Annotated in this window: 17 protein-coding genes; 4 read left to right on the top strand and 13 right to left on the bottom strand. The window is 39.0% G+C overall.

Annotated elements, in window-relative coordinates:
• Positions 1–226 precede the first annotated feature (226 nt).
• Positions 227–1495 carry a transcription termination factor Rho gene (gene rho / locus B806_RS0105355; protein ID WP_002117304.1) on the top strand — a complete coding sequence of 423 codons (1269 nt, stop codon included), beginning with the start codon at positions 227–229 and terminating at the stop codon, positions 1493–1495.
• Between the two features lie 191 nt (positions 1496–1686).
• On the opposite strand, the gene B806_RS19250 is transcribed toward rho, so the two are convergent.
• Positions 1687–1812: a hypothetical protein gene (locus B806_RS19250; RefSeq protein WP_002117184.1), complete on the bottom strand. Its 126-nt coding sequence runs from the start codon at positions 1810–1812 to the stop codon at positions 1687–1689.
• Positions 1813–1906: 94 nt separating this feature from the next.
• On the opposite strand from B806_RS19250, the gene B806_RS0105360 reads away from it, so the two are divergent.
• On the top strand, positions 1907–2149 hold the full coding sequence (locus B806_RS0105360) for a hypothetical protein (RefSeq protein ID WP_017387628.1): 243 nt from the start codon (positions 1907–1909) through the stop codon (positions 2147–2149).
• Positions 2150–2289: 140 nt separating this feature from the next.
• Here B806_RS0105360 and B806_RS0105365 read toward each other — a convergent pair whose 3' ends face one another.
• From B806_RS0105365 to pheS, 3 genes are read right to left on the bottom strand one after another with little or no spacing between them, the layout of a single operon-like run.
• Entirely contained in the window at positions 2290–2586 is a 297-nt protein-coding gene (locus B806_RS0105365; RefSeq protein ID WP_000126166.1) for an integration host factor subunit alpha, read from the bottom strand.
• Complete coding sequence (gene pheT, locus B806_RS0105370) at positions 2583–4964, bottom strand: phenylalanine--tRNA ligase subunit beta (RefSeq protein ID WP_017402728.1); 2382 nt, start codon at positions 4962–4964, stop codon at positions 2583–2585. Before pheT ends, B806_RS0105365 begins: the two co-directional genes overlap by 4 nt.
• Before the next feature lie 32 nt (positions 4965–4996).
• Entirely contained in the window at positions 4997–5977 is a 981-nt protein-coding gene (gene pheS, locus B806_RS0105375; protein ID WP_002117277.1) for a phenylalanine--tRNA ligase subunit alpha, read from the bottom strand.
• A gap of 158 nt (positions 5978–6135) precedes the next feature.
• Here pheS and B806_RS0105380 point away from each other — a divergent pair, with 158 nt between their 5' ends.
• Positions 6136–7128, top strand: a complete 993-nt coding sequence (locus B806_RS0105380) for a hypothetical protein (RefSeq protein ID WP_017387626.1) — start codon at positions 6136–6138, stop codon at positions 7126–7128.
• Between the two features lie 3 nt (positions 7129–7131).
• Here the strand turns inward: B806_RS0105380 and B806_RS0105385 are convergent, their stop codons facing one another.
• The 5 genes from B806_RS0105385 to B806_RS0105405 form a co-directional block, all read right to left on the bottom strand.
• Positions 7132–7635 carry a GNAT family N-acetyltransferase gene (locus B806_RS0105385; protein ID WP_025466077.1) on the bottom strand — a complete coding sequence of 168 codons (504 nt, stop codon included), beginning with the start codon at positions 7633–7635 and terminating at the stop codon, positions 7132–7134.
• A gap of 57 nt (positions 7636–7692) precedes the next feature.
• The gene (locus B806_RS0105390; protein WP_017387624.1) at positions 7693–8250 is read right to left on the bottom strand and encodes an NADAR family protein; all 558 of its coding nucleotides are present in this window, start codon (positions 8248–8250) and stop codon (positions 7693–7695) included.
• 91 nt (positions 8251–8341) lie between these two features.
• The gene (gene rplT / locus B806_RS0105395; RefSeq protein WP_000124858.1) at positions 8342–8701 is read right to left on the bottom strand and encodes a 50S ribosomal protein L20; all 360 of its coding nucleotides are present in this window, start codon (positions 8699–8701) and stop codon (positions 8342–8344) included.
• Between the two features lie 11 nt (positions 8702–8712).
• The gene (gene rpmI / locus B806_RS0105400) at positions 8713–8907 is read right to left on the bottom strand and encodes a 50S ribosomal protein L35 (protein WP_002054552.1); all 195 of its coding nucleotides are present in this window, start codon (positions 8905–8907) and stop codon (positions 8713–8715) included.
• A gap of 11 nt (positions 8908–8918) precedes the next feature.
• Positions 8919–9107 carry a hypothetical protein gene (locus tag B806_RS0105405; protein ID WP_017387623.1) on the bottom strand — a complete coding sequence of 63 codons (189 nt, stop codon included), beginning with the start codon at positions 9105–9107 and terminating at the stop codon, positions 8919–8921.
• Between the two features lie 38 nt (positions 9108–9145).
• On the opposite strand from B806_RS0105405, the gene nreB reads away from it, so the two are divergent.
• The gene (nreB, locus tag B806_RS0105410; RefSeq protein WP_002117292.1) at positions 9146–10396 is read left to right on the top strand and encodes a nickel resistance MFS transporter NreB; all 1251 of its coding nucleotides are present in this window, start codon (positions 9146–9148) and stop codon (positions 10394–10396) included.
• A gap of 40 nt (positions 10397–10436) precedes the next feature.
• Here nreB and B806_RS0105415 read toward each other — a convergent pair whose 3' ends face one another.
• The 4 genes from B806_RS0105415 to thrS all read right to left on the bottom strand — a co-directional run bounded on the left by B806_RS0105415 (position 10437) and on the right by thrS (position 14248).
• The gene (locus tag B806_RS0105415) at positions 10437–10865 is read right to left on the bottom strand and encodes a YqaA family protein (protein WP_017387622.1); all 429 of its coding nucleotides are present in this window, start codon (positions 10863–10865) and stop codon (positions 10437–10439) included.
• Positions 10866–10918: 53 nt separating this feature from the next.
• A complete protein-coding gene (locus B806_RS0105420; RefSeq protein ID WP_017387621.1) occupies positions 10919–11539 on the bottom strand; it encodes a glutathione S-transferase N-terminal domain-containing protein in 621 nt (206 codons plus the stop codon).
• 229 nt (positions 11540–11768) lie between these two features.
• The gene (gene infC / locus B806_RS0105425; RefSeq protein ID WP_075383312.1) at positions 11769–12320 is read right to left on the bottom strand and encodes a translation initiation factor IF-3; all 552 of its coding nucleotides are present in this window, start codon (positions 12318–12320) and stop codon (positions 11769–11771) included.
• A 5-nt stretch (positions 12321–12325) separates the two neighbouring features.
• The gene (thrS, locus tag B806_RS0105430; RefSeq protein WP_017402730.1) at positions 12326–14248 is read right to left on the bottom strand and encodes a threonine--tRNA ligase; all 1923 of its coding nucleotides are present in this window, start codon (positions 14246–14248) and stop codon (positions 12326–12328) included.
• Between the last annotated feature and the right edge of the window lie 147 nt (positions 14249–14395).

Genomic DNA, 14395 nt, shown 5'->3' on the forward strand with positions numbered 1-14395 from the left:
GCTCAAGAGGCACTGAAGGGAATCATCTTCGTCCGGCTTCTTACAAGACACAAACATAAAGATCGCCACTCGGCAACAGAAATTGTTTTTTCACATTTCTCTTCGAAACAATTAATCAGACTTCTGAATTGTTATTGTGTAAATACAATTGCGATAATCTTTTTTGTATGCGAGCGATTTTTCTCCTTTTTAAACCACACTCTACTCTTTCCTAATTCTGACCCTTATGAATTTAACTGAACTCAAGAAAAAACCAATCGGCGAACTAATTAAAATTGCTGAATTTATGGGCCTGGAAGGTATGGCTCGTAACAGAAAGCAAGATATTATTTTTGCCATTTTGAAACGCCATGCGATGAATGGCGAAGAAATTTTTGGTGATGGCGTTCTCGAAATTCTCTCTGATGGTTTTGGTTTTTTGCGTTCTGCCGCAGGTTCGTATTTAGCAGGTCCGGATGATATTTATGTGAGTCCTTCACAGATCCGACGCTTTAACTTGCGTACAGGTGATACCATCACAGGTACTATTCGCCCTCCAAAAGAAGGTGAGCGTTATTTTGCGTTGCTCAAAGTTAACCAGATTAACTACGACACGCCAGAAAATTCTCGTAATAAAATTTTATTTGAAAACTTAACTCCCCTTTTCCCGACCGAACAATTGGTTATGGAATTAGGTAATGGTACGACAGAAGACTTAACTGCTCGTGTCGTTGATTTAGTTGCGCCAATTGGTAAAGGCCAACGTTCTATTATTGTTGCACCGCCGAAAGCGGGTAAAACAATGTTACTTCAAAATATTGCTCAATCGATTGTTAGAAACAATCCAGAAGTATTCCTGATCGTTCTATTAATTGACGAACGTCCAGAAGAAGTAACCGAAATGGAGCGTACTGTTCGCGGCGAAGTTATTGCCTCAACATTTGATGAAGCACCGGCTCGCCATGTACAAGTTGCAGAAATGGTAATTGAAAAAGCTAAACGTCTTGTTGAACATAAAAAAGATGTTGTGATTCTTCTTGACTCTATTACTCGCCTTGCACGTGCTTACAACACAGTAATCCCGTCATCAGGCAAAGTGTTAACTGGTGGTGTAGACGCTCATGCATTAGAGCGCCCTAAACGTTTCTTCGGTGCTGCGCGTAATATCGAAGAAGGTGGTTCACTTACGATCATCTCTACTGCTTTGATTGAAACAGGCAGTAAAATGGATGACGTAATTTATGAAGAATTCAAAGGTACAGGTAACCAAGAGATTACGCTTGATCGCCGTATTGCTGAAAAACGTGTCTTCCCTGCTATGAATATCAAAAAATCTGGCACACGTCGTGAAGAGCGTTTAATGGATGAAGATAAATTACGTAAAGTATGGATTCTTCGTAAGCTACTTCACCCTATGGATGAATTGGCAGCAATGGAATTCTTACTTGACCGTATGAAAGAAACGAAAACAAACGATGATTTCTTTGATCAAATGAAACGTAAAGCTTCAACTTAATTGCTTAAACCTTAATAAAAAGCCACTCTTTTGAGTGGTTTTTTATTTGGTTGACAAGCTTTACACAAAAATACATTTCGCTGATTTTTATGTAAAATTATTTATAAGTTTTTGATAATAAATATTTTTGCATAAAAAAGCTTAATTTTTTTAGTAGCTTACCTCTACCTTTTCCAATATATACGAGCTGATTAATTGTTTTTTTCTGTTAAAAAACAGTCTGTTTTTCTCTTTTTCATACGTTTTTTTGACAGACGACAGTAGTATTTCAGCATTTGCAGTGATAGCATAGCGGCAGACCAGTTAGACTGCTCCATGCGTTGTTACCTAGCTACGTTTTAGGAATAATAAAAGCAAAACAGTCCAACTTAGGTTTTTTTAATCTCAAATCTTTTTTGTGAGAGTGATGCCATGTTATTCAAAAAATTCGCTGTTGCTGCTGCTGTTGCTGCTACTTTAGCTTTCGTTGGTTGTTCTAAGAAAGAAGAAGCTCCTGCTGCTGCTTCTGAAGCTGTAGCTGCTGCTTCTGAAGCTACTGCTGCTGCTTCTGAAGCTGCTGTAGCTGTTGACGCTGCTGCTTCTGAAACTGCTGCTGCTGCTTCTGACGTTGCTGCTGCTGCTTCTGACGTTGCTGCTGCTTCTGCTGCACACTAATCTATATTCTAGATTAGATAAAAAAGAGGACATTTTGTCCTCTTTTTTTATATCTAAATTTTGATTTTCTAAGATTAAGCGGTCCTATATTGCTGCCCAATAAACTATATAAAGCTATTTAAAATATAAAAAAAAGCAGATCAATCGATCTGCTCATTTCCAACGCGCTGTCTAAACTTCTGACCCGCTCTGAACGTAACTACACGGCGCGCAGAAATTGGAATTTCCTCGCCTGTCTTAGGGTTACGTCCTGGGCGTTCGCGTTTATCTCTTAACTCGAAATTACCAAAACCAGAAAGCTTAACCTGCTCCCCTGCAATAAGCGCTTGGCTAATCTCGTCGAAGAACAACTCGACCATTTGTTTTGCTTCACGGCGATTTAAGCTGGTTAACTCACTTAAATGATCAGCCATGTCTGCTTTAGTTAATGCTGTCATGAGGCCCTCAATGTCGCTTGATAAGTGTTTTCCAACACTTGGATTATATTGTCCATACCAGATTTAATTTCAGCATCTTCAAGCGTACGTGAAGGATGTTGCCATAATAATGCAAACGCCAATGAGCGCTTACCTTCTTCGACACCCTGCCCCGTATACACATCGAATAACCATGTAGAGTCTAAAAGCTCTCCACCAGTTTTTTCGATTAACTGCTGAATATCTCTAACATTTATATTATCAGAGATTAAAAGCGCAATATCACGTCTAATCGAAGGAAAACGTGATAATTCTGTAAAATTAGATACATAAGATTGCAAAACGGCTGTTTGATTAAGTTCAGCAACCCAAGTTGTGCTTAAATCTAGCTCATTTTCTAAAGATGGATGCAGACGGCCTAAGTAACCAATTGATTGCCCATCAACTAAAATTTCAGCAGACTGCCCCGGATGCAACCATGCACGCTCAGAACGGACATATTCAACTTTGACACGACTAGCAGCTAAAATCTCTTCAATTTCTCCTTTGAAGTCGAAGAAATCCATTGGCTGAGGCTTAACATGCCAAGATTCAGGTTGTTGTGAACCTACTGCAACCAAAGCTAAAGTTGGAATCTGTTTTAGATCTTCAATACTTTTAGCATTTTGATAATCAAAACGAAGTCCTAATTCAAAGAAACGAACACGACTTTGTTGACGGTTGAGATTATATTGTACGCAAGGGATTAAACTTGAAAGCAAAGTACTACGCATCGCAGCCAAATCACTTGAAATTGGATTTGCTAGCATTAACGGGTTTACTTGCGGGTTCAATTGCTTTTCAAGTTTTGCATCAGCAAAGCTAAAACTAATTGCTTCTTGATAACCTAAAGTCACGATAGTTTGGCGTAACTCTGCAATTTCAAACCGGTCTTGATATTTAGCTAATTGAACATCCATGCTTGGTAAGCTAATTTGGATATTATCATAACCATCAATACGTGCCACTTCTTCAATTAAGTCTTGATAAATAGCCATGTCATAGCGATGTGATGGAGGTACTACATTCCACTCACCTTCAGCTTTAACAGTTACTTCACACCCTAGTCGAGTTAAAGCATCTGCAATGAAATCAGCCGTCAATTGATATCCCAACAATTGGTCTACCTGAGCTTGTTTCAGTTCAATTGCTTCACGTTTTGGTAAAATTTCAGTTTTTTCAGCTACAGTAATTGGACCAAACTCACCACCTGCTAACTCTTGAATAAGCTGCGAAGCACGGTTCATGGCAATTAACGGCAACTCAAAATCTACACCACGTTCATAACGCTGCGAAGAATCAGTATGCAAGCCAAAACGACGAGCACGTCCAGCAATAGCAAGTGGCGCGAAGAAAGCACTTTCTAGGAAGATATCGGTAGTATCATCAGTTACGCTTGATGCTAAACCACCCATAATTCCGGCAATTGCCAAAGCTTTCTGGTCATCAGCAATCACCATTATATCTTCTTGCAACTCAACTTCTTGATCATTAAGAAGTTGTAGTTTTTCTTGTGGCTGAGCTTGACGCACATGTACAGTTCCTTCAATTTTAGCTAAATCGAAAGCATGCATTGGCTGACCCAGTTCCATAAGGACATAGTTCGTCACATCAACCAAAATACTGTGCGTGCGAATTCCTGAACGAGCTAAAGCCTGCTCCATCCACTCAGGAGTAGCAGCTTTTACATTAACGTTTTTAATTACACGTCCTAAGTAGCGTGGAGCACCTTCAGTGCTGATCACTACTTTCTTCTCATCAGCAATTGTCGCATCAACTGATTTAATATCAGGTTCATTCATTTGCAGTTGGTTAATTACTGCAATCTCACGAGCGATACCACGGATACTGAAACAGTCACCACGGTTTGGTGTAATACTGATATCGATGACGTTATCATCGAGTTTTAAGTATTCACGGATGTTTACCCCTACTGGAGCATCGGTAGGTAACTCAAGCAAACCATCGATTTTATCTTCAAGATCAATTTCAGAAGCACCACAAAGCATGCCTTGTGACTCAACTCCACGAAGTTTACCTTTTTTGATTTTGAAATCACCCGGTAACACAGCACCAATCGTTGCCACAGGCGCTTTCATGCCAGCACGAACATTCGGTGCCCCGCAAACAATTTGTAAAGGCTCACCCGAACCAATATTAACTGTTGTTACACGCAGACGGTCTGCATCTGGATGCTGCTCAACTGTTAAAACTTCGCCGACCACGACGCCAGTAAATGGCTTAGCAACAGGTGCAAGTTCATCAACTTCAAGACCAAGCATAGTTAACTGATCAGACAATGTCTCACTATCAATTGCTGGGTTAACCCATGTGCGTAACCAATTTTCGCTAATCTTCATCTTTATAAACCTTTTTTAATCCTGAAAAATTGTTAGGCAAATTGGCGTAAGAAACGCACATCATTTTGATAGAACATACGCAAATCATTAATGCCATAACGCAACATTGCAAAACGCTCTACCCCTAAACCAAAAGCAAAGCCTTTGTATTTATCAGGATCAATACCCGCAGCACGCAATACATTTGGATGTACCATGCCACAGCCTAATACTTCTAACCAACGTCCACGCTCATCCATGATATCTACTTCTGCACTAGGCTCTGTAAATGGGAAATATGAAGGGCGGAAACGTACTTTTAAATCTTTCTCAAAAAATTCATTCAGTAGGTTAATCAATAAACCTTTTAATTCAGCAAAGCTTGTGTTCTCCGCAACATATAAACCTTCGATCTGATGGAACATTGGCGAATGCGTTTGATCCGAATCACAACGGTAAACACGGCCAGGGCACACGATACGAATTGGCGGCTCACTCGTTTCCATTGTACGGATCTGTACCCCAGAGGTATGCGTACGTAGTAGGTGAGTAGCATCAAAGTAGAAAGTATCGTGCATAGCACGTGCTGGATGGTGACCAGGAATATTTAATGCTTCGAAATTGTGATAGTCATCTTCAACTTCTGGACCAGTTGCAACTGTAAAACCAGCTTTAGTGAAGAACTGACAAATTCGCTCTTGTACCTGAGTAACAGGATGAACCGTACCAATACGTTGACCACGGCCCGGCAATGTAATATCAATCGTTTCACTTGCTAGCTTTTGTGCAAGTGCTGCCTGTTGTAGTGCCGCTTGACGCTCTGTTAATGCAGTATTAATTGTTTCTCGAACAGCATGAATCGCAGCACCTTGTACTTTGCGTTCTTCAGGGTCCATTTTCCCTAATGCTTTCGATTGTTCTGCAAGCTGGCTTTTTTTCCCTGTAAATTGCACACGCACCTGATCAAGTGCAACAAGGTCTTGAGCTGCTGCAATGGCAGCAAGCGCTTCTGTGGTCAGGGCTTCCAGTGACATATTAACTCTCAAAGCAACAAATTTAAAAAATATAATAAAACACTGCATTCTAACAGTTTTTCATCGAATTGATGAAGTTTATCCATCATGAAAAATGTATTAGGCAACAAAAAGATAAAACGTATAAGATAATAGTATCGTCAATGAGATCAACTATTATGGCGCTTAATCAGATTTGGAAACAACAACTTACGCTTGTGACATATGGTAATGAATACCTCCGTCAGAATTTAAGCTTTAACCAATGGCGACAACATCATATTTTCGACCATCATAGTTTTCAGTTTCGTGACTTAGCTTCTCAGCATTTACTCGCTCAACACTTCCAAGTTTGGCTAGAAGCGCTAAAAAAACAAGGCACCACTCAGCTCAGTTTACATTTATCAAGCCTTCTCAATGAAGAGCAAAATCCAAACAGTAATGTCGAGCTCTTACCTTATACTCATTTTATTGTGAGTCATCAAAATGATAAGAAATTTGCTTGGATTTTTGGCCATGAGCTTGCCGAATGGTATAACAATGATAATGAGTTTGAAGCCCCTGCCTCACAAACCTGTGAGCTTCGTTTAGAAACTTTCTGGCGTTTTGAACTCAATGAAAAATTATCAAAAAAAATTGAAGCTGATTTAAAAAATCCGCCATGGCAAGAAATAGCTGATTTTATGGATAGTGAATTATTTCATAGTAAATATGCAGCAGGCTTTGAGGAGCCAGAACTTCAAAATGCTCTTTTTGATGGTACAAATATTAAAAGCTTAGAACCAAAACTTGCATTAATTCCAGAGAATTATCCCGCAGATTATGCCCATCAACTTTTATCTCGTACTCAAGCATTAGCTGACTACTTAGAACAAAAGAAACGTATTGCAAATGATCCTTTGGGAGAAGAACTAGACCAAGAACAACTCATTAATTTAAGAAATTTTACGCAAAAAACTGATGATTTGTTTGCCAAGCTTATTGTAAAAGTTGCCAACCATTATCAGACAGCTCAGATAGTGCCTGTAGTTAAAGCATCTCCATTTGAGCAATCAAATGAAAATCCACAGCATCTCAAGTCTCAGCACCATAAAGGCACTGGTTCAGGCGTTATTAAACTGGTTATTCTAACGATTATTATTTGTGCTTTGGCTTATTATTTTGGACTTTAAAGATTAGAGTTCCCATTGATAAAATAACTCTGTTATTTCGGGGCCGAACTCAGGTAGTTCGGCTTCCCCAATTAATTTAGCTCCCATTTTTTCGTAGAAGAAACGACTTGGATTTTTATTAAAAACTTCTAAGCGAATAAAACTGTATCCTTGATTTAAAGCGCATTGGTAGAACTTTTGAAATAACTCACGTCCTATGCCTTGCTTTTGAACTTCTTTTAAAAGATAAAAAGCCATAATTTCAGCAATATTATTTTCTGGGTTTAAATAACCATCGAGAAAGCCTTTCACTATCCCATTTTCAGTATAGACAAATAACTTATGATCAGGGCTTTTTGCTATTTCTTTCCATAATAACTCCTTATCTAGGATTTTAAGCTCATCTAATATTTCTTGCTTAATTATACCTGTATAGGTTTCTTTCCACCCCTGTACATGTACTTCTGCAATAGATAATGCATCCTTAAGTGATGCTATACGAATATCCATGTCATTTAATGATTTCAATTTACTTCCCTCACGTCACTACTTTTAAAGTGAAGCATTGATTGGTCTCAAACCAACCTACTCAGTTAAAAGTAGCTCTCGAACATGCATTAAAGCAAAACCCAACAAATTTAGTCCTTGCCATAGAGATGGATCTTGAATATGTGGATGGTCCTGCGCCATACCAATTCCCCAAATTTTATCGACTGGAGATGCTTCAACTAAAATACGGTCTTTCGTTGCTAATAAGAATTTCTTCAACTCAGGATGCTGTGAGAATTTGGCAAAATTCGCCTGTACGACAATATCAAACCGTTTTTCTTGCCATATCTGTTCCTCATAATTACGTACTTTGCGACCTAGTTGTTTCGCCTCATTAGGATGTTTAACTTGCAAAATCCGTGCAAAAATTTCTTCATCATTAAATATTTTTGCTTTTTGCGCCATCATATAATGTTCAGCAGTAAAATATCCGATACCCTCTATCTCAAATTGCGCAGGAAACCACTGGCTAAAACAACTCTTATCAACAAGATCAACTTTCTTAGGAGTATGTCCCCAGAAATATAAATATTTGAACTGGTGACCTTGCTGTACTTTTTGAATTAAATCATTAAGAAATTTTTCGTCTTTCATCTTTTATCTCTGATTGTTATCTCTTTTTAAAATAGAACCGCTAAAAATAAAAAAGACCGCTAAAAAGCGGTCTTTCTTTGAATCTCTAAGCTTATGCAGCTAATGCACCTTTAGCTTTTTCAGCTAAAGCAGCAAATGCTACTGCATCATGCATAGCGATGTCAGCTAATACGCGACGGTCGATGATCACTTGAGCTTTTTTCAAGCCATCGATCATACGGCTGTAAGACAAACCGTTTTGACGAGCACCAGCATTGATACGCGCAATCCATAGAGCACGGAATTGACGTTTCTTTTGACGGCGGTCACGGTAAGCGTATTGACCAGCTTTGATTACCGCTTGGAACGCTACGCGGTAAACGCGTGAACGAGCACCGTAGTAACCTTTAGCGCGAGCAAGAATTTTTTTGTGACGACGATGAGCCACTACACCACGTTTTACACGAGCCATTTATAATCTCCTTAGATGTATGGGCACATACGACGAACTGAATTCATGTCAGAAACATGAACCATTACACAGCCGCGTAATTGACGGATACGTTTAGCAGATTTTTTGGTCAAAATGTGGCGCTTGAATGCTTGTTTGCGCTTAAAACCGTTTGCAGTCGCTTTGAAGCGTTTAGCTGCACCACGGCGAGTTTTTAACTTAGCCATAGTAACCTCTTTTAGGCACCTGTTCGGCGCGATTGCACCATTGCAAAATCGACCTGCAGGTAAGGAAGCGCGTATTTTATAGCATGCTGACTAAAATTAAAACTATTAGTTACTGTTTTTATGAGTGCAAGAAAGACTTTTCCAAATTCAACCGTGCCAACAATATCAATAATAAATAAAGCACCTGTGCTTTTTTCCATTTATAATACGATCAAATTATCAACATACGATATTCCTAATGCAGAAACATGATGCATTTGCTGCCTTACGTTACAGAGATTTCTCAATTGTTACGATTAATCAATTTTGCTTAACTTTAGCAATTCTGATTCAAGAAATTATTGTTGCCTACTCACTCTATCAAATCACCAAAGACCCTTTGACTCTAGGTTTAATTGGACTCGCAGAAGCCATTCCTTTTATTGCTCTTTCTCTTTGGGGTGGCTATTTTGCAGATAGATTTAATAAACAGATTATTATGAAGATCTGTTTATTTTTTTCGGTTCCTCTTCCTTTAGTGTTGTGGTCGCTGTTCCATCTGCATGGTCTAGGTCATATCAGCGTAAATTTCCTTTCTTGGGGTATTTATGCTGTTATTTTTGGCTTAGGTACTATACGCGGGTTTTATAATCCCTCTGCAACGTCTTTAAAACCATTTTTGATACCTCGTGAACTGTATGCAAATGGTGCAACATGGACGACGATCGGTTGGCAAAGTGGTGTAATTATCGGGCCAATGCTTGGTGGTTTCATGCTTGCCTATTTAGGCCGAGAAACAAGTCTATTTAGTGTTGCGGTTTTACTTGGTATTTGTTTCATCTTAATTAACCTATTGCATAAGCGTACTTTTCCTAAAATTGAAACTGCTAATGTTTTAGAAAGTTTAGGAGATGGTTTCCGTTTTATCTGGAAAACTAAAATTGTTCTTTGGGCAATTTCTCTTGATTTAGCTTCTGTTTTATTTGGTGGAGTCATCGCATTATTACCAATTTTTGCAGAAGATATCTTAAAAGTCGGCCCAGAAGGACTGGGATATTTGCGTGCGGCGCCATCTATTGGAGCACTCGTCACTATGATTGCTTTGACTCGCTTCCCGCCAACTCAACATGCATGGCGTAACATGCTACTTGCTGTTGCAGGATTTGGTGTTTTCACGATTCTTTTCGCATTCTCAAACAACATGTGGTTATCACTATTTGCGTTGGCTATGACAGGCGCTTGTGACAGTATTTCAGTTGTGGTTAGACAAACCATTTTGCAAATTTTTCCACCAGAAAATATGCGTGGTCGCGTTGCTGCTGTAAACGGAATGTTCGTTTCATCAAGTAATGAGCTTGGTGCATTTGAGTCAGGTTTAGCAGCCAAATATTTAGGAACAATTGCAGCGACTATTTTTGGGGGTTGTATGACACTTGCAGTGGTCACCTTCTGTTGGCTAAAAACCAATGACCTATTTAAAGTCGATATTACTAAAAGCTCAGAAGACTAGTTAAACCATTTTAATAAAAGCATCTTCGGATGCTTTTATTTTAAATAAAATCTGTAATCACCCAATAAATAAAAATATAGCGTCCTGCTTTAGCAATCAAAACTATAATTAAAAAGCGCCAAAAATTTTCTTTGAATAAACCTGCAGCTAAAGTAATTGGGTCACCAATCACAGGTGTCCAACTTAGCAGCAGTGAATAAAACCCATACTTATGATAAAAACGCTGAGCTTGTTCTAAACGTTTTTCAGAAACTGGGAACCACTTTTTGTGTTTAAACTGCTCTATTTTTAAACCAAGCCACCAGTTCACACACGAGCCAAGTACATTTCCGAAAGTGGCGATAGAAATTAGAAGAAAAGCAGAATATTCTTTTTTTAATAATAAGGTGGCGAGTACAGCTTCTGATTGTAACGGTAATAATGTAGCAGCACCAAACGCGCTCAAAAAAAGTAAAAAGTAACTTAGCATATTAAATTAGACCAAATCACCTTTCACTTTATTCATTACGCTACCAATAAGAGTTAGATGACTTTAATTGATAGTGCTTTTTGTACCGCAGGACGTGCCGTCAAGCGAACAATATATTCTTGTACATAAGGATAATCCACTAGCTGAATACCTTGCCATTCATAGCGCAAGATCCAAGGTAAAATTGCCATATCAGCAATCGAGTATTCACCTGCAACAAACTTCTGACCAATAAGCTGCTTATTCAGCACACCATATAAGCGCTTAGTTTCATTTATATAGCGGTCTATCGCATATGGAATTTTTTCTGGTGCAAAGCGGTTAAAATGATGATTCTGCCCTAGCATAGGCCCTAGTCCACCCATTTGCCACATGAGCCATTGTTCAACTTCAACTCGCTCTTGCTCATCAGTTGGATAAAATAATCCAGTTTTTCGACCTAGATATTGCAGGATCGCACCTGATTCAAATATTGAAATTGGCTCACCACGAGGTCCATCTTGGTCAACAATTGCCGGAATTTTATTATTTGGAGAAATTCTCAGAAAGTCTGGTTGAAATTGATCATTTTCTAAAATATTGATTGGGTAAAGAGTGTAGTCCAGTCCCATTTCTTCTAAGGCAATTGTGATTTTATGTCCATTGGGAGTTCCCCAATAATATAGATCAATCATTCTATTTTCCTATTCATCGTTATCATGACTGCGTCTTGCGTTATAGCATGTTTTAAGAGGGACGATGAGATTTCTAACACTAAAAAATACATAAAATTCAAGAATTGAATTTCTTTTAAAAGATATAGCAATTGTCTTAAATAAAACTGAACAGAGAAAATTAAATCATCTTTTTTTATTATGATAAGGATATAAAAAAGCACTGCTTTTGCAGTGCTTTTTTTGAGTATTACTTTTTCTTTTTAGGTCCAAGTAACATACCCATTTGACGGCCTTCCATTTTAGGTGCTTGTTCCACAACCCCAAACTCAGCAACATCAGCTTCAATCTTTTGTAATTGAGCTAAGCCAAGTTGTTGGTGAGCCATTTCACGACCACGGAAACGTAAAGTGATTTTCACTTTGTTTCCTTCTTCAAGGAATTTCAAAATAGCACGAAGCTTAACTTGATAATCACCAACATCAGTTGCAGGGCGCAGTTTGATTTCCTTCACTTGCACTTGATGCTGTTTTTTCTTCGCATCTTTTTGCTTCTGCTTAAGGTCAAACAAGTGCTTGTTGTAATCCATAATTTTACAAACAGGCGGCTCGGCGTTTGCAACGATCTCAACTAGGTCAAGATCTGCCTCTTCAGCAGCGCGCAGTGCTTCATTTAATGAAACAATTCCTTTTTGCTCACCGTCAGCACCAACGAGGCGTACTTCTTTTGCACGGATCTCGTCGTTAATTGCTGGACGGTTGCTTTTTGCACCTTGTTGTTGGTTACGGTCAGGCTGTTTAATCTTTCTTACTCCACAATATACCGGCCACGTTCGGCGACGGCAGACTTCACTAAGTCAATGAATGCATCTACTGACATAGTACCTAAATTTTTTCCTGAGCGGGTACGCACATTCACTGTACCTTCTTCAACTTCTCGATCACCAAGAACTAATAGGTAAGGAATACGCTCTAGAGTACGCTCACGAATCTTAAATCCGATTTTTTCATTTCTCAAGTCAGAAATAGCACGAAGGCCATTTTCTTTGAGTTTTGCTACGACTTTCTCACAAGCTTCAGCTTGAGAGTCGGTAATATTCATGACACATGCTTGTAACGGTGACAACCAAGGTGGCATGAAACCAGCGTAGTGTTCAATTAGTATACCAATAAAACGCTCAAAACTGCCAAGAATTGCACGATGCAACATTACAGGCTGATCACGATCATTGTCTTCAGTTACATAAGACGCATCTAAACGTTCTGGTAAGTTGAAGTCACACTGAATAGTACCACACTGCCATACACGTCCGAGACAGTCTTTCAATGAGAATTCAATTTTCGGACCGTAGAACGCACCTTCACCAGGTTGTAATTCCCATTCGAGACCCGCTGCATCTAAAGCATCTGCTAAAGATTTTTCAGCCATATCCCAAAGTGCATCATCACCGACACGTTTTTCTGGACGTGTAGAAAGTTTCATTTGCACTTCTTCAAAGCCAAAATCTTTATAAACTTCTAAAGTCAGCTTAATAAAGTCTGCAACTTCTTGACCGATCTGTTCTTTAGTACAGAAAATATGTGCGTCATCTTGTGTAAAGCCACGTACACGCATAATGCCGTGTAAAGAACCTGATGGTTCGTTACGATGACAAGAACCAAACTCTGCTAAACGAATCGGTAGATCACGGTAAGACTTCAAACCTTGGTTGAAAACTTGCACATGACATGGGCAGTTCATTGGCTTAACCGCATAGTTACGATTCTCAGAATGAGTCGTAAACATGTTGTCAGCATAGTTCGCCGCATGACCTGATTTTTCCCACAATGTAAAATCTACGATTTGTGGTGTCTTAATCTCAAGGTAACCATTGTCTTGCTGAACTTTACGCATGTATTGTTCAAGTACTTGGTAAATAGTCCAGCCATTTGGATGCCAGAACACCATACCCGGTGCTTCTTCTTGCATATGGAACAAGTCTAAAGCTTTACCAATTTTACGATGGTCACGCTTTTCAGCTTCTTCGATACGTTTGATGTATGCAGCGAGCTGTTTTTTGTCTGCCCAAGCTGTACCATAAATACGTTGAAGCTGTTCGTTCTTCGCATCACCACGCCAGTATGCACCAGAGATTTTAGTGAGCTTGAACGATTTTAAGAATTTAGTATTCGGTACGTGTGGACCACGACACATATCCAAATAATCTTGATGGTAGTACAAGCCCATTTGTGTTTCTTCAGGCATGTCTGCAATCAAGCGTAATTTGTATTCTTCGCCACGCGCAGTGAATTCAGCAATAACTTCATCACGTGGTGTCATTTTTTTAACGACATCGTAATCTTGATCAATGAGCTTTTTCATACGCTCTTCGATAGCTGCCATATCATCTAATGTAAAAGGACGTGGCATCCAGATGTCGTAGTAAAAACCTTCTTCAATGACTGGACCAATCACCATCTTGGCTTCCGGGAAAAGCTGTTTAACAGCATGCCCTACAAGGTGTGCACAAGAATGGCGAATAATTTCAAGACCTTCCTCATCTTTTGGAGTGATAATTTGTAAGGTCGAATCTTCGGTAATTAAGTCACATGCATCAACTAAGCGATCATTTACACGGCCAGCAATAGTATTTTTTGCTAGACCAGGCCCGATACTTTGGGCAACTTCCATAACAGATACAGCGTGATCAAAACTCTTTTGATCGCCATTTGGCAATGTGATAATTGGCATAAAAAAATCCTTAAGGAGTGATGCCCTATACGAAGGAGCATTTCACCGCGAGATTATGATCGAGGCGAACCTCAAAATATAAAAACGGTGTAAATCAAAGTTAAAAAACCTGAAAGATTTTACACTTGTTCAAGCAATGTGAAAACC

Origin of the sequence: Acinetobacter sp. TG2027 (assembly GCF_000302435.1) — a bacterium.
GTDB lineage: Bacteria > Pseudomonadota > Gammaproteobacteria > Pseudomonadales > Moraxellaceae > Acinetobacter > Acinetobacter pittii.

What these genes read in the sequence shown, in the direction of transcription:
- pheS (WP_002117277.1), bottom strand. Translation starts at nt 5,977, where the DNA reads ATGTCACTGGAAGCCCTGACCACAGAAGCGCTTGCTGCCATTGCAGCA.
- B806_RS0105405 (WP_017387623.1), bottom strand. Translation starts at nt 9,107, where the DNA reads ATGGAAAAAAGCACAGGTGCTTTATTTATTATTGATATTGTTGGCACG.
- rplT (WP_000124858.1), bottom strand. Translation starts at nt 8,701, where the DNA reads ATGGCTCGTGTAAAACGTGGTGTAGTGGCTCATCGTCGTCACAAAAAA.
- B806_RS0105420 (WP_017387621.1), bottom strand. Translation starts at nt 11,539, where the DNA reads ATGATTGATCTATATTATTGGGGAACTCCCAATGGACATAAAATCACA.
- rho (WP_002117304.1), top strand. Translation starts at nt 227, where the DNA reads ATGAATTTAACTGAACTCAAGAAAAAACCAATCGGCGAACTAATTAAA.
- B806_RS0105365 (WP_000126166.1), bottom strand. Translation starts at nt 2,586, where the DNA reads ATGACAGCATTAACTAAAGCAGACATGGCTGATCATTTAAGTGAGTTA.
- B806_RS0105380 (WP_017387626.1), top strand. Translation starts at nt 6,136, where the DNA reads ATGGCGCTTAATCAGATTTGGAAACAACAACTTACGCTTGTGACATAT.
- nreB (WP_002117292.1), top strand. Translation starts at nt 9,146, where the DNA reads ATGCAGAAACATGATGCATTTGCTGCCTTACGTTACAGAGATTTCTCA.
- B806_RS0105360 (WP_017387628.1), top strand. Translation starts at nt 1,907, where the DNA reads ATGTTATTCAAAAAATTCGCTGTTGCTGCTGCTGTTGCTGCTACTTTA.
- rpmI (WP_002054552.1), bottom strand. Translation starts at nt 8,907, where the DNA reads ATGGCTAAGTTAAAAACTCGCCGTGGTGCAGCTAAACGCTTCAAAGCG.
- B806_RS0105415 (WP_017387622.1), bottom strand. Translation starts at nt 10,865, where the DNA reads ATGCTAAGTTACTTTTTACTTTTTTTGAGCGCGTTTGGTGCTGCTACA.
- B806_RS19250 (WP_002117184.1), bottom strand. Translation starts at nt 1,812, where the DNA reads ATGGAGCAGTCTAACTGGTCTGCCGCTATGCTATCACTGCAAATGCTG.
- pheT (WP_017402728.1), bottom strand. Translation starts at nt 4,964, where the DNA reads ATGAAGATTAGCGAAAATTGGTTACGCACATGGGTTAACCCAGCAATT.
- B806_RS0105390 (WP_017387624.1), bottom strand. Translation starts at nt 8,250, where the DNA reads ATGAAAGACGAAAAATTTCTTAATGATTTAATTCAAAAAGTACAGCAA.
- thrS (WP_017402730.1), bottom strand. Translation starts at nt 14,248, where the DNA reads ATGCCAATTATCACATTGCCAAATGGCGATCAAAAGAGTTTTGATCAC.